We start from the raw sequence: 21433 nt of genomic DNA on the forward strand, positions 1-21433 counted from the left end.
ACTTAAATTTTGTTTAAAATTTAAGTAGGCTTTTGTTTTTGAACCAAACTTCAGCCTTAAGATAAATTAAAAGTAAATTCGATGTTATAAAAACCGCTATCCTTGTTAAAAGCCACTTGAACGCAATCTTTTTTGCTGGTTTATTGTTGACATGACAAAGCAAAGAAAGTGGAAACCAACAATATTTTTATAGTGGTCAACTTGGCATCCGGAAAAGACGAGCCGGTGTTAGATATAATAAAGCGTGTATTTAACGGCAGCAAACAGACACCTACCATATATGTGACCAAAGAACACGACGACCTGGCACAAATTATACGGACCGCTCTACCAAACACCGATCTGATAGCCGTTTATGGGGGCGACGGTAGTGTTACACAGTCGGCAGCAGCGCTAATTGGCACAAATAAACCTTTGGCAATCATCCCTGGCGGCACTGCCAATATCTTATCCAAAGAGCTCAATATACCACAGGATATTGAAGAAGCGTTAATCCTTATTCGCGACGGTAAATTTGAATTAAAAACTATTGATACCGGTGTAGTGAATGAGCGTCCTTTTTTACTGCGGGTAAACCTGGGTATCATGGCGGATATGATCATTAAAACAGATCCTGAACTAAAGGATAACCTTGGTCAATTAGCATACGGTATAGCAACCCTAAAAAGCATTAGTGAAGCTCAACCAATTAATTACAAGATCGTTATAGATGGCGAACAATTTAACGAGACCGGTGTATCGCTGACTGTTACTAATTCAGGCAGCGTGGGTGTTGGCTCTTTGCAATTACATTCCGGAATAAGTGTCAGCGACGGATTACTGAATATAATTTTACTGAAGGACGCTGGCGTGCTGTCACTACTTAAGGCAGCAAGTAGCACATTATTCGGAAACGATGTGGATGAAGTAAGACATTGGACCTGTAAAGAAGTTGAGATTGCGTTACCTGAAGAGCAGGTTTACCTTTGCGATGATGCTGAAGCCAGGGCGAGTAAGTTAACAATCAAAGTTGTGCCATCGTCTTTAGTGGTAGCGGTACCTTTAAACAGTTAAGCATGATTATCAAAATAAAAAGCATTGCCACCCTACTCATCATCTTTTGGCAGAAGATCTGGGATAATATTTATCGTTTTTTTAAGGGCATACCCACATTAAAGCACAGCCAAATAACAGCTAACCTTTTTCTGGGAAGTCAATACAGCCTGATTGGTCTGCAAAAGTTGAAAGCACTGGGCGTTACCGCCATTGTTAATATGCGAGAACATTCTGACTTTGCCGAGTCGCAGTTTGAAGGCGTACGCTACCTGCATCTGCCCACGGTAGACAATACACCCCCAACTTTACAAATCTTAATAAAAGGTGCAGACTTTGTACACAAGGAGATCATAAACGGCGGTAAAGCGTACATTCACTGCCGCCAAGGCCTTGGCCGGGGGCCAACAATGACTATTGCTTACCTCATCAGCACCGGGCTTACCTTTGACGATGCCTTTGCGCTGGTAAAAAGTGTCCGTACGTTCATCAACCCGCGCTCAAGCCAAATTGAAAAACTTAAAGAGCTTGAAAAGTATTACCTGGAGCATCCACGGCCATTAACATTTGAACAGCGTTGATTTAAAAAATTGCTACTTCGGCGTTTCTAACCACCTGTTTAGCATATTATTCGGCGCCTCCAGTACAATCTTGTAGAATGATGATTGACTGTGTTTCACACCAATTAAAGCGTGACCATCTGCTAAAGGGACCTCGGCTACCAATTTATAATCATCCTTGCTACTTGCTTTAAAGTTATTTGTTGTGGTGAGCCAAACTTTTACGCTACCTGTATTTTCAAGCGCCGTCCAGCTAACGTCAATATTGCCTTGAATGTAATTAACATTGGCATTGGTAATAGATACTGCCCCTATCATAGGTATTCCGTCAATCTCCTGCGCTACTTTTAGCGGGAGGGTAATATTCATAAACCTGGCTATAGTAGGCATAATATCTACAATAGCCGGCTGATAATAGGTTGCGTATTTGTTGGCTAACTTTTGGTTACTCACCACCCAGGTTGTGCGCTGGCGGGTGCTTTGGCCCCCATGGCCTTTGCCTGTCTTTTCATCGCGGCCATGATCGGTGGTTATTATAAACAGCCAGTTTTCTTTGTGCTGCTTTTTACGCAGTTCAACAGCGGCATAAAGTTTACCTATTTGCTCGTCCAGCATCTTTACCGCGACTTCCATTTGTGGGCTGTCGCCATACATGTGGCCCATATCATCGGTGTACTCCAGGTAAACCCATGACAGGTCGGGCGCGTCGGTTTTTAAGGTTACTACCGCGTCGCTTATAACCTGCTCGTCTATCAGGTGCATATAATTTTTCACCCGGTCGTGCTTATACCTGGCAGTATCCAGTTCATAACCATCAAAGTACTTATTTACTTTAAAGTTACCTGTTGCCGGCAAATCATAGCCTAATAATTTTGTGCGATTGTCTGTCCAGCTAGAGAATATGGCGGTTTTCTTCTGCGGATATTGGTCTTTCAGCAGTTTAAAAATTGTCGGGTAGTTATAGTTAGGCTCCTTAATATCGTTGTCCGGCACGTTATGCTTATTTACCCAGGTACCGGTGAGTAAACTATTGTAGCCAACGGCAGATATAGTTGGTGTTTGGTTATAGGTGCCTTTATCGCCCCCTACGTGCATACGGCTGTAACTACCCTCTTTGGCAATGCGTTTTATATTGGGTAGATCAAGTCGCTCCAATACGTCGGCAGGTATGCCGTCGGCAATTACGTATAGCGTTTTGTTTCTAGTTTGAGCCTGTATATTTAATGACATCGCCACAACTAATACGGCGACTGAAAGCTTTTTGATCATATAGACAATGATGTGTTAAAGCGGGGTTTACCCACCCAACAAATCTAATTGAAAAACAATTCATCTACCCAAACATTCGCTGGTTTTTGCGGCGGAAACCACGACTGCGGCTTAACCGGTTTCACCCTAATTTCAAAATAGCTAAGCGGTCTATCTGTGTTTAACTCAGCTTCAAACACACTTCGCTTGTCCGGGTCCTCCTTTGAAGGTTTTGCCGGTTTGGTCTTGCCAATAAATGTCAGTTTACGTTTATCCGTACCACCCCGGATCTCAACCTCGCCCGGGAAAAGTATTTGCTGCGCATTAAGGCGCAGACACCCCAAGCCAATGGTTTTTAAACTTACCGGTTTGATGAAGGTTACATGGATTACCATCTCAAAAGGCACCCCTACCCATTTGCCATCATAGGGTCCAAAAGATCCCAGCTCTTTATCTATCAGCATTTTGCCACCGCCGTTGTTATCAATTACAGCAGTATCGGCAGTATAAGTCCCTTTATTGTAATTTACCATATTCACATCGCTGCCGTACCAGCCGGCTTTGTAAGCGCGTGCTTTTACAGTTACATCACTATTGATAATGATTCCGGGTTTATATATTGGAGATTTCACGCTATCAGGATCAGTACCATCCATTGTATACCTTATAATCGCACCATTAATAGGATGACTTATCAGCAATTCAAAAGGCTTGGTATACACATATTGCTTGCTTTTAATCTGGGGCATGTTTAGCCTGATGGGTTTACCATCATCCTGAAAGCCCTCTACAAAATTAATTTTGTTGTTTATTTTACGTAGTTGTTTAATATCGTCAGGTTTTAAACCAACATTCCAAACCACTACCTCGGTAAGGCTCTTTATGCCAGCTATTTGTTTGAGATATTCCGATTTTACCTTTGTACCTGCGAGCGATAGCACTTTAAGATACTTTAATTTGGTAAGTTCTTTTAAACCACTGCCGTCTATATTGGTAAAATTGAGGCTTAAGGTGCGTAGGTTTTCGAAGCTAGCAATGGTTTTCAATTCTGCATCTTTAACCGGCATCTTGTTGAGGTTTAAAGACACTACCTGCTCTTTGACAGCGCTTAGCTCATCTAAAACCTTGGGTGTAAAAACACTTTTATTGTAGATATTTACGGCCAAAGCGGGCGACTCTTTAGCGATAGTGCGAACGATACGGTAATTGTTATTCAATCCTGCAATAGTCTTTTCGTCAGCAGCCGAAAAATCGTAAGTTTCCGTCGTTGATGATGCCGGGCTCAACACCTTTGCCGCAAATATCCGCAAGGAATCAGTTGTAGGCAAATCGATAACCTTTTGCTTGAATTTGGGTTTGTTTTTTACCCAAAGATAAAGCAGTGTTAATTCATCATCTGTAAGCTGCGGCTTACCTGATGGTGGCATACGTTTATCGTCCTCTATTGGTAAGTGTATGCGCTTTAACAGCATGCTCATTTTAGCATCGCCAGGCACAAATAATTTGCCCGACTTACCCCCTTTTAAAACAGCTCCCGAGTCGGTCAACATCAGTCTACCCTTTACCTTGTCTTCGTTATGACAACTAATACATTTGGCGTTAAAAATAGGTTGTATAACATCCTGATAAACCAAGGCCTGATCAATAGGTACAGCCGCAGTGGCAGTTCTAATTGGGGCTAATATAAAATCTTCGCCATGGGTAAGGTCTGCGCCATAATGGCCTGCAAGTATTACACTAATTAAGGTGATCGATGACATTGCTTTAGCTAACGATGTATGGTACCACTGTTTGTCGCGAAACCAATATATAGCAGAACTTAGCCAAACCACAGAAGCACCGGTCCATTTATGCCATTGTAATATATTGCCGCTATAGCCAGGCTCTTTAGCTAAAAAGAAGCCCATTATGGCGGTGATAGCCGCTAATAAGCTACCACCTAATAAAAGTACAGTTGTGAAGTTTTGATAAAGCGCCTCCTCTTTAAAAGCCGGGCGAAAACGAAAATACTCAAACAAAAGAGCCATGGTCAATAGCACAATCGGGAAATGCAGCATTAAAGGATGCATGCGCCCAACCGGCTGCAGCCATTGTGGTATAACCACATAGCCACCAAATACCAATAAAAATATCAGGAAAACATTGAGTATAAACAGTAAAGTCTCTGCAAAACCCTGGTGACTTTGTTTGATCATCAGCCCGCTAAGAGATTAAACCCTGGTAAATTTATATGGATAAACATTGCCCGCTGCCCATTGCGCAACGTAGAGGTTATCGTCCTTATCAACGCAAACATCATGCGGATGCACAAAAAGCTTATCGGTTTGAGCCATGGGTTGTAACACACCGTCTTTATAAACGGGCTCGTTACCACCTATATTTGACACTACTTTATTGTTCTTGTCTAATATTGTCACAAAGCCCGAACCGGCATTGTTCATATCGCCTGATCTTAAAACGGCAGCATACAAATGATCGCCTTTTATTACCGGCCTGCAAACGCAAGCGCCCGGCAATGATATTACCTCTCGCAATTTACCGTCCAAACTAAATCGCTTAAAGCAATTGCGGGTACGGTCTGTAACCAGCAGTGTTGGCGTTTTTTGGCGACGGTCTATCACAATACCATGCGCGTTATCTAAATGCTCCGTTCCCTCCCCTTTGCCGCCAAAATACCCTAACAGCTTGCCATTTTTATCAAAGTGGGTAATGTATTGCGCGCCGTAACCATCAGCAATAAAAATATCGCCATTGGTATCTATAATAGTTTCGGTAGGTACAAACTCCTCAGCTTTTTTATAAACCCCGGTTTCAAGCGGCACGTCAATGGTCATTAATATTTTGCCGTCCATGGTGGTTTTATAAACCTGGTGTTTATTGGTATCGGTAATAAACAGGTAGTCAGTACCATTTTCCTTAGCAAGTGTTAAGCCGTGCCCGCCCGGAAAATCATGTCCCCAGAAATCAAGCAACTTTCCAGATCGGTCATAAATCAGGATATTATTCTTGGTCTCGTTAGTGAGCATAATAATGCGCCCCTTTGAGTCCTGCACCATTTCGTGGCAATCTTTTACCGGATGATCTTGCGGATTGGCTTTGCTCCAGCTTTTATCCATACGATATTTCATGCCGTTAAAACCATAAATAGGTCCGTCGTTTTTGGCTAACAGATTTTTAGCTATAAAAAAACTCGCCGTAAAAACGGTGCCCTGTTTAATAAATGATCTTCTCTCCATAATGTTGTTAGGTGTGTTAGGTTATAATATCGCGCACCACTTTACCGGCAACATCTGTTAAGCGGTAACGGCGGCCCTGACTTTTAAAGGTTAGTTTTTCATGATCGATACCCAATTGGTTAAGCACCGTGGCGTGGAAATCATTTACATGCACGCCGTTTTTAACAATGTTATAGCCAAACTCATCGGTTTCGCCATATACAACGCCCGGCTTAATACCCCCGCCGGCCATCCAGATACTAAAGCAACGCGGGTGATGATCGCGACCATAATTTTTAGGGTCCATTTTACCTTGGCTGTAATTGGTGCGGCCAAATTCGCCACCCCAGATAACCAATGTTTCGTCGAGCAAGCCCCGTTGTTTTAAATCAGTAACCAATGCTGCCGATGCCTGGTCTACATCTTTAGCCTGTCCGGCCATATCGTGCGGTAAGTTACCATGCTGATCCCAACCCTGGTGATATAACTGAACAAAGCGCACCCCGTTTTCTGACAGCTTGCGCGCCAGCAAACAGTTAGCTGCATAAGTGCCGGGGATCATACAATCCGGCCCGTACATTTTTATGGTTGAGTCCGACTCTTTCGAGAGGTCCATAATGTCCGGCACTTCTGTCTGCATGCGGTAAGCCATTTCGTATTGCTTCACTTTAGCGCTTATCTCTGGGTCGTTAAACTCTTTGTACGACATATCGTTAAGCTCGGCAAGTTTATCCAGCATCTTACGTCGCTCTTCGCGGCTTAAACCCTCAGGATCTTTCAAGTATAAAACAGGGTCTTCGCTACTGCTAAATTGGATGCCCTGGTGTATGGAATCTAAAAAGCCATTACTCCATAGTTTAGAGTAAACACCCTGTCCATCGCCTTTACCTTTTGAAAGCAAAACGGTAAAGGCAGGCAGGTTTTTATTCTCGCTGCCCAAACCATAGCTAACCCACGAGCCCATGCTGGGGCGATTGCCCTGCTGCGCGCCGGTCTGAAAAAAGGTCAATGCAGGATCATGATTAATAGCTTCGGTATGCATAGACCGTATAATACAAAGGTCGTCGGCTATCTTAGCTGTATAGGGGAACAGATCACTTATGTAAGCGCCGGCTTGACCATATTGCTTAAAATCATAATAAGAGCCAACCAAAGGAAATGAGGACTGGCCCGAGGTCATACCTGTTAGTATCTGATTACCGCGTACTGATGGTGGCAGTTCCTGCCCTAACATTTCACGCAGCTTTGGCTTATAATCAAACGACTCCAGTTGCGATGGTGCACCGTTTTGGAACAAGTAAATTACCCTTTTGGCTTTAGGTGCAAAATTGGGCATACCGGGTATAAACTCGTCGCTACTATTAGTCCCGCTAAACAAATCAGGTATTAATAACGAACCCAATGCCACGCTGCCTAAACCAAGGCTAAGCTTTGATAAAAACTTACGGCGGTTTAAATTAAGGTGATGCTCTAAAATATTCTGTTCCATGTCCCTTAAGTTTTTACAATGGTTTCTTCTAAATTATAAAGGGCGGCTACCACTTTCATCATTGCAGCCAGTTTAATCTTGTCCAGGTTGTCCGGCATCGGAAACTCACCAACACTCAATAGCTTATCGGCCGTTTTGCTATTGGTTGACTTAAGTTCGTCCTGATAATAACTTGTCAACACACTCAATTCTTTTTCATTTGGTTTACGGCAAACTACCATCCTGAAAGCTTTTGTTATTTTGCTGTTCAATGGCGTTTTATCTGCCATAAGGTTAGCAGCAAGTACTCTTGATGCCTCCAGCACTGTCGGATCATTCATCATTACCAAAGCCTGCAATGGCGTGTTGGTACGCAGGCGACGCACTTCGCACTGGTCGCGGTTACTGGCGTCAAATATGCCCATTGATGCCGGCGGAACGGTACGCTTGATCAGCGTATACATACCCCGACGGTACAGCCCCGGCCCGTGAACTTGCTTATAAGTAGCTAGTTGCCCCCTGCCCGAACTGGCCATTTCCCAAAGGCCCGGCGGTTGGTATGGGTTGACACTCGGCCCGCCAATATTTTTATTTAATAAACCGCTGGTGGCTAGCACCATGTCCCGCACCAATTCGGCTGTTAAGCGTGCACGCGAACTGTAGGATAACAGCTCATTCTCCGGATCCATCTTTAATTTTTCGGGCGATATCACAGCCGATTGCCGATAAGTAGCCGACATCACCATTTGTTTTATCAAACGTTTTATGTCCCAGCCATGGTCGCGAAAGTCAACCGACAGCCAATCTAACAAAGCTGCGTTTTTAGGTAAATCGCCCTGCATACCAAAGTCGCCTGCTGTTTTTACTATGCCACGGCCGAATAACTCCTGCCATTGCTGATTTACAAATACACGGGCGGTTAAGGGGTTTTGTTTATCTAACAGCCATTTCGCCAAACCTAACCTGTTTTTAGGATAACTGGCCGGGTAAGGCAGTATTGCTTTGGGCGTACCAGCTTCAACTTCATCGCCATGAGCGTCATAAACCCCTCGTTTTAGCAAAAAGGTTTTTCTTGAGGTATCGCCCATAATGGATACGATGAGTTTATTTGAATCTTGCTTATTAACAAAATTCAGTATGCCTTTAATGTCGGCATTGGTAACCTCCATCATAGGCTTTTTAGCATAAGTTTCGGGGCCGCCCACTACAGATACTATACCTTTTTCGTTTACCTGGTTAAAAAAGGCAAACATCTGGTAGTACTCCTTTTGCGAAAGGGGATCGTATTTATGGTCATGGCAGGTTGCGCACTCCAATGTCATGCCTATAAGCCCCTTGCCGAAAGTATTTGTACGGTCGGCTACGTAGCTAATGCGATATTCTTCATCTATTACACCACCTTCTTCCGTCATTTTATGGTTACGGTTAAAGCCGGTGGCAAGCAATTGTTCTTTATTATAATTGGGCATTAAATCGCCCGCCAATTGCCAGGTAATAAATTTATCGTAGGTATAATTATTATTAAATGCGTGGATAACCCAGTCTCGCCATGGCCATGCGCTGCGGTAGTTATCATCCTGGTATCCGTGCGAATCTGCATACCGGGCGACATCCAGCCAATGCAAAGCCATCTTTTCACCATACGCAGGTTGCTTCATCAGCTGATCAACCACTTTTTCGTAGGCATTAGGGCTGTTATCAGCCAAAAACTTATCCATTAACGCAAGAGTTGGCGGCAAACCCGTTAAATCAAGTGAAACGCGTTTTAGTAAACGCTCCTTATCAGCTTCTTCGTTGGGTGCAATGCCTTTTTTCTCCAGGTTACCCAATACAAAATAGTCTATCTCATTTTTTGGCCAGGCGGTTTCTTTTACCTTAGGTAAAGGCGCTTTTTTAGGCGCAATAAAGGCCCAGTGCTTTTCGTATTTAGCGCCTTGCTTTATCCATTTTTTAATTAAATCAGTTTCAAAACCAGTCAGCCTTTTCAGGTTCGATGATGGCGGGGGCATCATCATGGTCGAATCGTCGGAAGTTACGCGTAAATAAACCTCAGATAATGATGGGTTGCCGGCTATCAAGGCGTGCGATTTTGGATTGTCGCGCAAAGCTTTAAAAGCTTCTTCGGGCAAATCAAGACGCAAGCCCGCCTCGCGTTTGTTAGCATCAGGGCCGTGACATTTAAAGCATTTATCAGAAAATATGGGCCTGATGTTAAAGTTGTAACTCACCGTATCAGGCATCACCTCGTCGGCTTGCTGAGTACCCGGAGTTTGCTTACAGGCAGTCATTCCGCTTAAAAAAAAGCCGACACAAAAAATGAATAAAAGATTTGGCCCTTTCTTCATGGTTAATTAGCTGCAGGAATAAAATTATTCGGTTTATTTGGGGTGGTCTAATATAAGCGCAATTATTAACAATCAAATATTTTTCAGTGATCAAAAATTATATCTCGTCAACCAGTTAACCGCACCTGTATAGACATCTTTAAGTTTAACTTTTAATTAAACGATAGTAAATTTACAAATATTGTACATATGTTCCTACAAATAATATTATTTGTAGGTCGACAAGCATTTTAAACAATTAGACGTCTCGTCCTGTTACTTCCCAACATGGCTAAACCACAATCTACCGACTGGCCTTTTCGCCTGCATGAGATCATTTACGAATCGAACACCCGGGCTGGCAAAGCATTTGATGTGGGTTTACTAATCGCCATTTTTACGAGCATTATTGTGGTGATGCTGGATAGCGTGCAAAGCCTTAATAGCAAGTATGGGGTTTGGTTTACCAGGTTAGAATGGTTTTACACTGCACTGTTTACTATTGAATATATTTTAAGGCTGATTAGCATCCGCAAACCCTGGCGCTATGTAGTCAGCCTGTTAGGCCTTATTGATTTAATAGCACTTATACCTACCTATCTCGAATTTTTCGTCGCCGGTGCAGGATCGCTTTTAGTTTTCCGCGCGCTGCGGCTACTAAGGGTGTTCAGAATTTTTAAGTTAGGCGAATTTTTGACCGAGATAGATTATCTGACCACAGCTCTTAAAAACAGCTTACATAAGATTAGCATTTTTATGTCAACGGTATTAATGCTGGTGGTCATACTTGGTTCGATCATGTACCTGGTAGAGCAACGCGAAAATGGGTTCTCTAACATCCCCTAAAGTGTTTATTGGGCGATTGTGACCATTACTACGGTAGGTTATGGTGATATATCGCCGGTAACGCCAATGGGTAAATTTGTAGCATCGGTAGTAATGTTGATTGGTTATTCGATTATTGCCGTACCGACGGGTATTATAACCCATGATATTGCCCTTGCAGCGCGACTGAAAAAAGAACTGCCGGAATCATGTCCAAGTTGCGGAAAAGAAGGCCACGAAAGCGACGCGCTGTTTTGCAAACATTGTGGCTCATCACTTTTTGCAAGCCGTTGATGTAGTATTTTGCGTACAATTTTGAACATTAAAAAATATCTTTTAAAGCTACGAATCCAATGGCATGATATTAGAAACTGCATAAAAAATCCTGAAACACTTGGCCACTAAACGTAATATCGTACCAAAATTAACGCTGATCTTTGGCTTGAGCTTTTTGTTGTTGGCCGAAGCTTTCTTTGGTTATCGGCTACAACAACTTTCTGAAAGGCAGGAAATTATCAAAGCCGATCACTCTGAAGTAAACAACATCTATTATGGATTACTATCTGTAGAACAATGGCGGGATGAAGTTGCAGGCATCGTGAACCACCAGGTTAAGCACATGAAGCTTACCCCTAAACAAAAGCAAGAACTGCAGATTGAGGTAGAACAGGTTTTGTATGCGCTGGTTAATAAGGCAGAAGCTTTGGTTGACAAAAAACCGACAAGTTTGATCGGCAAAATCCGTAAGCTGGCAGTAAAAACTTTTGTTAAAACAGACAAGGTTAAAGCACAGGTACCCAAGTTTGCACGCTCCATCATAGCTAAAATTGACAATCCGGACCAAAAGGAAAAGTTGAGCGACCTGGCGATGGACAAGTTTGAAGACCTGCAAAACAGCAAAAGCATAGATAGTACACTCAAATTAAACCGCGCGATTTTCAACAAAATGTACCACAAGTACCAGGTAGGATCAACAAGTGCGCTCAATATAAAATTGGACACATTACTACAGGACATCCGCGCCGATATGTATAATTATTGCTTCGGTATGTTGGCCTGCATATTGGTTGTGCTATCGCTCTGGTGGTTATTACGTACCCGAACAGAGTTAAGAGCTACGCTGTTCATCATGTCACTCCTATTTGCCTTCATTTTGTTAGCTGTTGGATTGAGTGCGTCAATGATTGAAGTTGATTGCCGCATTAAAACATTAGATTTTGTGCTGCTGGGCGAGCACGTTATATTTAAAGACCAGGTATTGTTTTATGAGAGTAAGAGCATTTTAGGCGTTGTAAAAGTGTTGATAGAGCAACCTGCTGCAGATTCAATCGCCGTTGGTATATTAATCTTATGTTTTAGTATCCTATTCCCCGTGGCTAAGCTAAGTTCAACAGGGATTCATTTGTTGGCTAATCGCGCGCTGGCCGAGAACCGGATCATCAAATACTTCGCCTTTCAATCAGGCAAATGGAGTATGGCCGACGTGATCGTGATAGCCATATTGATGACTTATATTGGCCTAAATGGTTTGCTTGACAAACAATTGGCCGCTTTAAGCATCCGCAGCGAAGAACTGACTATAATAGCAACCAATAATACCGCCTTACAACCGGGATATATCATTTTTATAAGCTTCGTATTATATGGTTTAATTCTTTCAACTATCCTAAAATACATTACCCCTCATGACGCGCATTAAATTCTCACACATTATACTGCTTACTGCGCTGAGCTTATTACTTATTGGCGCTGTGTATTGCAGTTATCGCTTACAATCATTGTCTGCAGAGCGCGTACAGGTTAAAGAGGATTACAGCCTTTCAAACAGTGTTACTTTTGGCCTCTTTTCGGTGGACCAATGGCGCGACCGTATAGCCGAGGTGCTTGATAAAAAAATAGAAGGTTACCACATTACCACACAGCAACGCAAAGACATGCAAAAGGCTATCGAAAAAGAGTTGCATTCGCTGGTGAACCAAACTGTTGCAGAGATTAATCAACCTCAAAAAAGTATCGGCGGCAAGCTAAAAAAACTGGCCTTTAACGCCATGGTTGATGCCGAAGAAATACACGCGCAGGTAAGGCCATTTGCTAAAACAATAGTTGCCAAAGTTAGCAGCCCCGCAAGCGAACGGCGTTTAAAGCGTATAGCCACCAGTAAGATAGACCAACTGGAAGCACAGATTTATGACAGTACCCGCGTGGCCAATTACGAGGTCACCAAATATGTATATAAAAAATACAGGGTGTCTGATCCTGAAACTTTTAATAAACGCATTACTGAACGTCTGGATACTATCAAAGCTGCGTTAATCCAATACACTTCAGCGCTATTAGCCTGCGTATTGGTTGCGCTTATTCTCTGGTGGCTTATGCGCAAACAGGTAAATTTACAAACGCCCTTATTTGTTTTCTCATTAGCATTTGCTTTGCTTTTACTGGTTACTGGCAGTTTGCTACCCGTAATTGAGGTTGATGCACGTATCAAATCGTTAGAGATTGTGGTGATGGGCAGTAAGGTTCAATTTTTAAACCAGGTACTATTTTATCAGAGCAAAAGCGTTTTGGGTATTGTTACTACGCTGATTGGCCAGCCAAAGCCTGATGCTGTGGTAGTTGGTGTCCTAATTATGTTGTTTGTACTAATTCTGCCCCTGCTGCGACTGATAGCTAAAGGAATTTACGTGTTAAGCACTAAAAAAATTGCCAGGCATCCCGTGGTGCGTTACCTAACTTTTGAACTTGAAAAATGGGACATGGCCGACGTTATGGTAGTTGGTATGGTGATGACCTTCATTGGCCTTAACGGAATCATAAAAAGCCAATTATCTATGCTTAATATTAATAGCGGCGGGCTTAAGCTAATTACAGCTAATGGCACTTCAATGCAACCAGGGTATTTCCTTTTTGTGGCTTATGTTGTATTTTCCATACTACTTTCTTACATACTCAAAAAAACATCGCCCAGTGATGATTTAAAGTAAGCTCAATCTTTAAATAACATAAAAGAAAATGAAAATTTCATGACGTGTACTTATCTGATTAACCGATATTTGTAACGTGATTAAGAAACTGCTTATTACTGTTTTAGCTGTGCTGCACCTAAGTATATCTTCGGGCGCTACATTGCATTTTCAGTATTGCATGGGCAAGTTGCTCAAAGTCTCTATTGGTCGCAATCACGCTGAAAAATGCCATAACTGCGGCATGGAGCTTAAAGCACAAACCACCAAAGATTGCTGTACCGATAAACACCAGGAACTAAAATCTGAAAAAAGTGGTCTAATTCCGCACTTTCATCTTGATCAACTTTCAGCATCAACTATTCCTGTTATTCGTCCAACATGGCTTTTATCTATCGATGACAAGCAGTTGCTTGCACCACTTTGGACTATTCAAAAACCACCGACAGATACAGGCGTACCGGTATTTCTGCGTAACTGCATTTTGTTAATCTGACCCTTCTTTTACTTAGTATTTCACTAGGCTAAGCCATCCTTTTTAATTAAACGTTTCCCATCATAGCGGAACAAATCATTTATATTATACTCAACAAAATGAAAAAGCTCGTTTTAATCCTGGCTTTATCCCTGTCATATTTTAATGTGGTTGCACAGCACCATAAAATGGCATCGGCTCCCATACCGAGAAGCAAACATCTGCCCCTGCTTACCAAGCATGGCAACCATACTATCTACCATATTTATCTTAATGATACAACGGTAAACTATACCGGCAAGCAACGCCCGGCAATGGCTATTAATGGTACAATCCCTGCGCCAACACTGGAATTCACCGAAGGCGACACTGCCGTGATATATGTACATAACGAAATGATGATGGAGGCATCTATCCATTGGCATGGGCTAATATTGCCCAATCGTTACGACGGTGTCTCATACTTGACCACTACACCCATCGAGGCCGGGCAGACACACCTGTTCAAGTTCGCACTGGTACAGCATGGTACGTATTGGTATCATTCGCACACCATGACACAGCAGCAAAGCGGTTTGTATGGGGCTTTTATCATCCATGAAAAAAAACCATCGCCAACAATTAAGGAGCACACCTTGCTGTTAAGCGACTGGACTGACGAAAACCCCGACCAGGTAGAACGCAGGTTGCATAATGCCACCGATTGGTATGCAATACGCAAGGGAAGCACTCAAAACTATCTGGAAGCGGCAAAAACCGGGCATCTAAAAACAAAGCTTGCCAACGAGTGGAAACGCATGACTGCCATGGATGTGAGCGATGTGTATTACGACCGCTTTTTCAGCAATGGTAAAGTGGAGGCCGAAGCCACAAATTTTAAGGCTGGCGACCAGGTGAGGCTGCGGGTAATCAATGGAAGTTCATCTACCTATTTCTGGCTAAAATGGGCCGGCGGAAAAATAAAGGTGATAGCCAACGATGGCGAAGATGTACAACCCGTAGAAGTTGACCGGATGATCGTTGGCGTAGCCGAGACCTATGATGTGCTGATCACCATCCCTAAGGACGGCAGCTATGAGTTTTTAGCCACGCCGGAGGACCGGACCAGGTACACCTCGCTTTGGCTGGGTAACGGCACCAAACGTCCTGCAAAGAAACTACCCCGGCTACAATATTTTAAGGGCATGAACATGATGAACGAAATGATGGACATGCAGGGCAATATGAAAGAAATGGACGGCATGATAATGACAAACCAGGTTATGGATATGAACACCGTAATGTACAGCGAGTTAATGGAAGAGCGCGGCATGGTTACGCTAAACTACAACATGCTGAAAGCTGTAAGGCCCACTACCCTGCCTGCCGGGCCTACTAAAATGCTTGACTTTGAGCTGACCGGTAACATGAACCGCTATGTGTGGACCATCAACAACAAAACTGTATCCGAAACGGATAAGATCCTGATCAAAAAGGGCGAGAACGTTCGTATCGTTTTATACAATAACACTATGATGCGCCACCCTATGCACCTGCACGGCCACTACTTTAGGGTTTTGAACGGACAAGGGGAATATTCGCCGCTAAAAAACACATTGGATATTATGCCGATGGAGCGCGACACCATTGAGTTTAGGGCGACGGAAAGCGGCGACTGGTTTTTTCACTGCCATATACTTTACCACATGATGAGTGGTATGGGCCGTATATTCAGCTACGAGAACTCGCCAGTAAATCCAGAGGTGCCCGATCCGGTAGCAGCCTTTAAAATGATTGCGGCTGACGATAGGCGCTTCTACTCGTCTGCCAAAGTTGGATTAGAGTCTAACGGCAGCGAAGGAAACATCGGTTTTGCAAATACGCGCTGGCGTTTTAACACCATGTGGCATTTAGGATTAAAAGACACCAAGGGGTTTGAGAGTGAAACGATGGTTGGCCGCTTTTTTGGGCGTATGCAGTGGCTGTATGGTTATGCCGGTTTTGACTATCATTACAAACGTACGGACGAGATAGAAACCAACATGTTTGGCCAAATAAGTAACAAGAACAACCGACATACCTTGGTTGCCGGTGTTGCCTATACCCTGCCCATGTTGTTTGTTGCCGATTTGCGGGTTGACGGTAATGGCAAATTCCGCTTCCAGTTGGGGCGCGAGGATATACCGCTCACCAGCCGGCTACGATTTAACCTGGTTGGCAATACAGATAAAGAGTACACCACCGGGTTTAGATATATTGTAAACAAGACATTTTCTTTATCTACCCATTATGATAGCGATATGGGTTTGGGTGGCGGATTAACATTGATTTATTAACTTATTAGAGAGCCTTTGCATTTTGTGCAAGGGCTTTTTGCTGGGCGATAACCACTAATTCAATTTTAACTATCACTTTAAATAAACATATTCAACATTTTGAATATAAATTACCTATGATCCATCAATGTCAGAAATTACGAAATTCATAATTATGCCGGGACCGATTTTACCTATACTTGCAGCGCATTTTGATGACATATTTTAAACACCTTGCCGAGTTGCTGGCCGCAGAACGCGCAGCCGACGAAGCAGCTTTTAACGGCCTTACCGCAGGCACCGGCGCAGCGCAGCGACGAGCTTTAGGACTTACCTGGTATCCTGTAGCAATACGCAATACAGAACCTGTACGCGGTGATTATATCAACGTAGAAGTGGAACGCACCACACATAAAGAGTTAAGCCATCAGATTAGGTTCGGCAGCTCGGTAGCACTTTTTTCTAATCACGATAATAATGATCGTATTAACGGTACGGTTACTTACTTGGGTGGCGACCGCATGAAGGTGACGCTGCTTACTGAAGAGTTACCAGACTGGGCAAGCGATGGCAAACTTGGTATAGACCTGCTGTTTGACGCTTATAGCTATGACGAGATGCGCAATGCCTTAAAAGCGGCAGAGAAGGTTGACAATCACCTGGTACAGGTGCTTACCGGAAGCAGCGCTCCAAGATTTACCACGGCTACTTATAGCAATTCCGATTTGAATCTATCGCAGCAAAATGCTGTTAAAAATATATTAGCCGCGCAGGATCTGGCTATAGTGCATGGCCCGCCGGGGACCGGCAAAACCACTACCCTGATAGCTGCTATCCGTGCGCTGACAGACCAAGGCGAACCGCAGATATTGGTTGTAGCACCTAGTAACACCGCTGTAGACCTGCTGAGCGAAAAGATATCAGAACTAGGAATTAATGTATTACGGATAGGAAATCCTGTGCGTGTTACCGAACGCCTGCAAAAGCTAACGCTTGATGCACGTATGGCAGGACACGAACAATTAAAGGAAGCTAAAAAACTTAAGAAACTGGCGGCCGAGTTTAAAAACATGGCGCACAAGTACAAACGCAGTTTTGGAAAAGCCGAACGTGAGCAACGCAAGGCCCTGTTTGATGAAGCACACCGCATTATGCGCGACGTGGCCAAAATAGAAGAGTTTGTTAGCGACGATGTGATTAGCAAGGCGCAGGTTATTACCGCTACACTTGTTGGCGCCGATCATTATACTATCAAAAAACTAAAGTTTAACACAGTTATTATTGACGAGGCCGGCCAAGGGCTCGAACCTGCCACATGGATTCCGATTTTAAAGGCGCAACGCGTTGTTCTAGCCGGGGACCACCTTCAGCTCCCTCCTACTATTAAATCTCACCAGAGCGCTTTAACGACCACTTTACTGGAAAAAGCTGTTGCGTTACACCCCCAGTCAGTGACCTTGCTAGAAGAGCAGTACCGTATGAATACCGCTATCATGGGCTTTTCATCGTTAAAGTTTTACAATAACAGGCTCATCGCACACGCCTTGGTGGCCAACCGTTTATGGAAACCAGAGGATAAACCTTTTACCTTTATTGATACCGCAGGTGCAGGTTACGAAGAACAAGCTGAAGGCACCAGTACGGTGAATGCCGAAGAAGCGGCCTTTATTGTTAAACATATTGGGGCTATGGATTACGTTGGAGTAAGCGTGGCCGTTATAGCACCCTATAAAAAACAGGTCGACCTAATAAAGGAACTATTAGCCGAAACGCCGATTGAGGTGAACACGGTAGATGGCTTTCAGGGCCAGGAGCGCGATGTGATCTATATATCGCTAACCCGTAGTAATAGCGATGGTGTTATAGGCTTTTTATCAGATTATCGCCGGATGAATGTGGCTATGACCCGTGCAAAGCTAAAGCTGGTAATTGTAGGCGATAGCGCCACCTTGGCAAAAACCCCATTTTACAGTGAGCTTATTGCCTATGTGGAAAACTTAGGTGGCTATGAAAGTGTTTGGGAATACTAACGTTTTTAGTTTAATGATTACTTTTACCGCCAATGGAAACGACTAACCCGGTAATGGAATTGGCAAGTGACTACCTGGCTACCACCAATACCGTTGTTTTTTTGACAGGTAAAGCAGGCACAGGTAAAACCACCTTTTTACAAAACCTCCGGCAAACATCAAAAAAGAAGCTAGCTGTAGTAGCCCCTACCGGTGTAGCAGCTATCAATGCCGGCGGTATGACCATTCACTCGTTGTTTCAGCTGCCTTTCGGCCCGCTTATCCCCAACAATAATGACAAGCCAGAAGCAAGTTATAGTGACGAAAAGAAAGCTTTGTTAGGTAGTTTAGAGTTGTTAATCATTGACGAGATCAGTATGGTAAGGCCTGATGTGCTTGACCAGATAGATCTTATCCTTCGCAATATAAAAGACAACGCGCATCCATTTGGTGGGGTGCAATTACTTTTGATAGGCGATTTGTCGCAATTAAGCCCTATCATCCGCGATGAAGAGTGGACGATGCTTCGGTCTTACTACGCTACACCGTATTTTTTCAGCAGCGTTGTGCTGCAAAAAGCTGCTTTTGTGCGCATTGAACTTGATAAAGTGTTTCGCCAAAAAGAGCAGGCTTTTGTAGATATTTTAAACGAAGTGCGTAACCAAACCATCAGCGAGTATAGTTTGGCTTTATTAAATGAACGTTATGTGCCCGGTTTTAAACCAACAGCAGACGATCCGTACATTACCCTCACAACGCACAATGCCATCACCCAAAAAATAAATAAAGAGTTTATTGAGGCTTTAGATGGAGAAAGTATTGAATTTAAAGCGACCATTAAAGGCGAGTTCCCTAAAGACGCCTACCCTACCGACACTGAGTTAATACTTAAAGTCGGGGCGCAGGTAATGTTTGTAAAAAATGACAGCTCCGCCGAAAAGCGGTACTACAACGGCAAAATAGGTACCGTAACCAAACTCAGCCCCGATACGGTTACTGTACAAAGCGGCAGTTTAGAAATCGATGTACAAGCCTTAGAGTGGAGCAATGTAAAATATCAGCTGACCGGCGAGGATATCAACGAAACTAACGCCGGCAGCTTTGCGCAAATACCCTTAAAATTGGCTTGGTCTATAACCATACATAAAAGTCAGGGCTTAACTTTTGATAAAGCAATAATTGATGTTAGCGAAGCTTTTGCGCATGGGCAGGCATATGTGGCGTTAAGCCGTTGTAGAAGCCTTACGGGAATGATATTGCGCAACCCTATTAAGGCAAGTAATATCATCGGCGACCCGGCGGTAACGCGTTTTAATGCGCAGGCTAAACTCTTACAACCAGATAGTGATCAGCTTTTGCAAGACCGGGAACGCTATAGGCTGTTTTTATTGACAGAACTTTTCAACTTTAACGGCTTAGAAAAACGAACCAAAGGATTTGCTTATTTACTACCAGACTTGCAAGCAACTGTTATAGACATTGCAGAACGCTCAGCCAGGCAAATAGTAAACTATGATTCTGACAGGATAAAAAAGGCGGCTCTTTACTTTCATGGCAAACTTACGGCTATGATTGGGCACCTGCATTTGCAATTACCATCGCACATTGGCAACTCAAAAGATACCGCCGCCAAGGCCGATGAACTGATAAATTGGTTGCTGGGCCGACTGCAGTTACTGAAGCATTTTACGCAAGGGAAATTTTCTACAGCGGATTACGAAAGATTACAAAGCCAGAAAAGCAATAGCAGTGGCTTTTTAAAAGAGTTGAACGCCCTACCTAACGAAGCGTTGTATGAACAGATTTTAAAATGGCGGGATATACGCGCCGGTGAGGATAGGATAATGCCTAATATGGTTTTATCTGAAAAAACAGCTGCCGCCATTGCCGAAAAGCTCCCCGCAACGCTTAAGGCATTAGGTATAATTAAAGGTGTAGGCCCACAAAAGGCAGCTCAATACGGGGTCGATATTATTGAATTGATCAGAGCCTACCAGCAAGACGCCAACGGGGCAGATCAGGTTAGTATGTTTTAAATATGGTTTAAGCTTTGACGATAGTAATTGATTTAAATCAACCATTTACTAATTCAATCATGCTTTTTGCATTGGGTATAGCCGCCACGGCCACATCATTATTAAAGTAAAACCATGCCTCATCAACCGTTTTATCAGCCTTTAATGTTTGTACGATGGCGGCCAGTTGTTCATTACTATATGCTGAACTGTATAATTGAGGGACACCGTGAAAACGATAATATAATACCTTGTTATTTATTATTAAATCGTTAGGTAATTCAGGGTGACTCATGCCACAAAAGGTGATGCGATGTTGGGCCAACCGCTGATAAACATCGGCTCGCCACCAACTATCATGTCTAAACTCCAATACATTTTCAAATGCCGGGTCCAGTTGATCAATTATCCGCTGCAATCTTTCTTCGGCATAACGAAATCGCGGTGAAAACTGAAAAAGAACCGGCCCAAGTTTATCTCCTAAACCTTCCCTTATCATTTCATAAAAACTAGTGATCATATCCACCGTATTATGAAATTGTTTAAAGTGCGTTATGGCTTTGGGCGCCTTAACTGAGAACCTAAAATCAGCAGGCGAATCGGCATACCATTTTTTCAAAAACGCAACTTGGGGGAACCGGTAAAAGGTAACGTTAAGCTCTAAGGTTGAAAAGTTCTGGGCATAAAACTCAAACCACTTTCTCTGCGGTATATCGGCCGGATAAAACGGCCCCTTCCAATGTTTATAATGGAAACCTGAACAACCAACATGCCACTTCATATATACCTCCTTATTCAACCTAACAGCTTATCTTATTAAGGAGTTTCTAAAAATTCATTTTCTTAAAATCGAAGGTTACACGTTTAGTTAACGTACTTTTTCGATAACAACCGATTTATACGCCCTAGATGTGAAAAATACCTAATTTAAATAAACCTAAAACCGTTTGTGCAATGACCATTGTATACTACGTACAAATTGGCACCAATGGATCAAAACAATAA

At 43.1% G+C, this 21433-nt stretch carries 14 protein-coding genes and 1 pseudogene; 9 read left to right on the forward strand and 6 right to left on the reverse strand.

Going from position 1 to position 21433, the window contains the following annotated elements; all coding sequences use genetic code 11:
• Window positions 1–168: 168 nt before the first annotated feature.
• Window positions 169–1053, forward strand: coding sequence for a diacylglycerol/lipid kinase family protein (locus tag ACFSYC_RS03895; protein WP_377123733.1), 885 nt, complete (start codon window positions 169–171; stop codon window positions 1051–1053).
• A 2-nt stretch (window positions 1054–1055) separates the two neighbouring features.
• Window positions 1056–1613 (forward strand): protein-tyrosine phosphatase family protein, encoded by a 558-nt coding sequence (locus tag ACFSYC_RS03900; RefSeq protein WP_377123735.1) that lies wholly within the window; start codon window positions 1056–1058, stop codon window positions 1611–1613.
• Window positions 1614–1625: 12 nt separating this feature from the next.
• On the opposite strand, the gene ACFSYC_RS03905 is transcribed toward ACFSYC_RS03900, so the two are convergent.
• Genes ACFSYC_RS03905 through ACFSYC_RS03925 form a run of 5 tightly spaced genes read right to left on the reverse strand, consistent with a single transcriptional unit; the run spans window position 1626 to window position 9868 of the window.
• The gene (locus ACFSYC_RS03905) at window positions 1626–2861 is read right to left on the reverse strand and encodes an alkaline phosphatase family protein (protein ID WP_377123737.1); all 1236 of its coding nucleotides are present in this window, start codon (window positions 2859–2861) and stop codon (window positions 1626–1628) included.
• A gap of 44 nt (window positions 2862–2905) precedes the next feature.
• On the reverse strand, window positions 2906–5035 hold the full coding sequence (locus tag ACFSYC_RS03910; RefSeq protein ID WP_377123739.1) for a c-type cytochrome domain-containing protein: 2130 nt from the start codon (window positions 5033–5035) through the stop codon (window positions 2906–2908).
• Window positions 5036–5050: 15 nt separating this feature from the next.
• Window positions 5051–6076, reverse strand: a complete 1026-nt coding sequence (locus tag ACFSYC_RS03915) for a 6-bladed beta-propeller (RefSeq protein ID WP_377123741.1) — start codon at window positions 6074–6076, stop codon at window positions 5051–5053.
• Between the two features lie 16 nt (window positions 6077–6092).
• Entirely contained in the window at window positions 6093–7544 is a 1452-nt protein-coding gene (locus ACFSYC_RS03920; protein WP_377123743.1) for a DUF1501 domain-containing protein, read from the reverse strand.
• A gap of 5 nt (window positions 7545–7549) precedes the next feature.
• Window positions 7550–9868 carry a PSD1 and planctomycete cytochrome C domain-containing protein gene (locus ACFSYC_RS03925; RefSeq protein WP_377123745.1) on the reverse strand — a complete coding sequence of 773 codons (2319 nt, stop codon included), beginning with the start codon at window positions 9866–9868 and terminating at the stop codon, window positions 7550–7552.
• 267 nt (window positions 9869–10135) lie between these two features.
• On the opposite strand from ACFSYC_RS03925, the pseudogene ampE reads away from it, so the two are divergent.
• From ampE to ACFSYC_RS03960, 7 genes and pseudogenes are all read left to right on the forward strand, one after another.
• Window positions 10136–10966: pseudogene (gene ampE / locus ACFSYC_RS03930) on the forward strand (regulatory signaling modulator protein AmpE).
• A 100-nt stretch (window positions 10967–11066) separates the two neighbouring features.
• Complete coding sequence (locus ACFSYC_RS03935; protein ID WP_377123747.1) at window positions 11067–12371, forward strand: paraquat-inducible protein A; 1305 nt, start codon at window positions 11067–11069, stop codon at window positions 12369–12371.
• Window positions 12358–13656, forward strand: coding sequence for a paraquat-inducible protein A (locus ACFSYC_RS03940; protein WP_377123749.1), 1299 nt, complete (start codon window positions 12358–12360; stop codon window positions 13654–13656). The genes ACFSYC_RS03935 and ACFSYC_RS03940 overlap by 14 nt, the downstream gene beginning before the upstream one ends.
• A 76-nt stretch (window positions 13657–13732) precedes the next feature.
• Window positions 13733–14131 (forward strand): HYC_CC_PP family protein, encoded by a 399-nt coding sequence (locus ACFSYC_RS03945; protein ID WP_377123751.1) that lies wholly within the window; start codon window positions 13733–13735, stop codon window positions 14129–14131.
• Window positions 14132–14229: 98 nt separating this feature from the next.
• Window positions 14230–16425, forward strand: coding sequence for a multicopper oxidase domain-containing protein (locus tag ACFSYC_RS03950; RefSeq protein ID WP_377123753.1), 2196 nt, complete (start codon window positions 14230–14232; stop codon window positions 16423–16425).
• Window positions 16426–16619: 194 nt separating this feature from the next.
• Entirely contained in the window at window positions 16620–18434 is a 1815-nt protein-coding gene (locus ACFSYC_RS03955) for an AAA domain-containing protein (protein WP_377123755.1), read from the forward strand.
• Window positions 18435–18466: 32 nt separating this feature from the next.
• Window positions 18467–20449 carry an HRDC domain-containing protein gene (locus tag ACFSYC_RS03960; protein ID WP_377123757.1) on the forward strand — a complete coding sequence of 661 codons (1983 nt, stop codon included), beginning with the start codon at window positions 18467–18469 and terminating at the stop codon, window positions 20447–20449.
• 37 nt (window positions 20450–20486) lie between these two features.
• Here the strand turns inward: ACFSYC_RS03960 and ACFSYC_RS03965 are convergent, their stop codons facing one another.
• On the reverse strand, window positions 20487–21209 hold the full coding sequence (locus tag ACFSYC_RS03965; protein WP_377123759.1) for a DUF72 domain-containing protein: 723 nt from the start codon (window positions 21207–21209) through the stop codon (window positions 20487–20489).
• Between the last annotated feature and the right edge of the window lie 224 nt (window positions 21210–21433).

This window comes from Mucilaginibacter antarcticus, assembly GCF_042686155.1.
GTDB lineage: Bacteria > Bacteroidota > Bacteroidia > Sphingobacteriales > Sphingobacteriaceae > Mucilaginibacter > Mucilaginibacter antarcticus.

Excerpts from the sequence above, each read along its gene's own strand:
- ACFSYC_RS03900 (WP_377123735.1), top strand. The coding sequence starts at position 1,056 with ATGATTATCAAAATAAAAAGCATTGCCACCCTACTCATCATCTTTTGG.
- ACFSYC_RS03905 (WP_377123737.1), bottom strand. The coding sequence starts at position 2,861 with ATGATCAAAAAGCTTTCAGTCGCCGTATTAGTTGTGGCGATGTCATTA.
- ACFSYC_RS03910 (WP_377123739.1), bottom strand. The coding sequence starts at position 5,035 with ATGATCAAACAAAGTCACCAGGGTTTTGCAGAGACTTTACTGTTTATA.
- ACFSYC_RS03915 (WP_377123741.1), bottom strand. The coding sequence starts at position 6,076 with ATGGAGAGAAGATCATTTATTAAACAGGGCACCGTTTTTACGGCGAGT.
- ACFSYC_RS03920 (WP_377123743.1), bottom strand. The coding sequence starts at position 7,544 with ATGGAACAGAATATTTTAGAGCATCACCTTAATTTAAACCGCCGTAAG.
- ACFSYC_RS03925 (WP_377123745.1), bottom strand. The coding sequence starts at position 9,868 with ATGAAGAAAGGGCCAAATCTTTTATTCATTTTTTGTGTCGGCTTTTTT.
- ACFSYC_RS03940 (WP_377123749.1), top strand. The coding sequence starts at position 12,358 with ATGACGCGCATTAAATTCTCACACATTATACTGCTTACTGCGCTGAGC.
- ACFSYC_RS03950 (WP_377123753.1), top strand. The coding sequence starts at position 14,230 with ATGAAAAAGCTCGTTTTAATCCTGGCTTTATCCCTGTCATATTTTAAT.
- ACFSYC_RS03955 (WP_377123755.1), top strand. The coding sequence starts at position 16,620 with ATGACATATTTTAAACACCTTGCCGAGTTGCTGGCCGCAGAACGCGCA.
- ACFSYC_RS03960 (WP_377123757.1), top strand. The coding sequence starts at position 18,467 with ATGGAAACGACTAACCCGGTAATGGAATTGGCAAGTGACTACCTGGCT.
- ACFSYC_RS03965 (WP_377123759.1), bottom strand. The coding sequence starts at position 21,209 with ATGAAGTGGCATGTTGGTTGTTCAGGTTTCCATTATAAACATTGGAAG.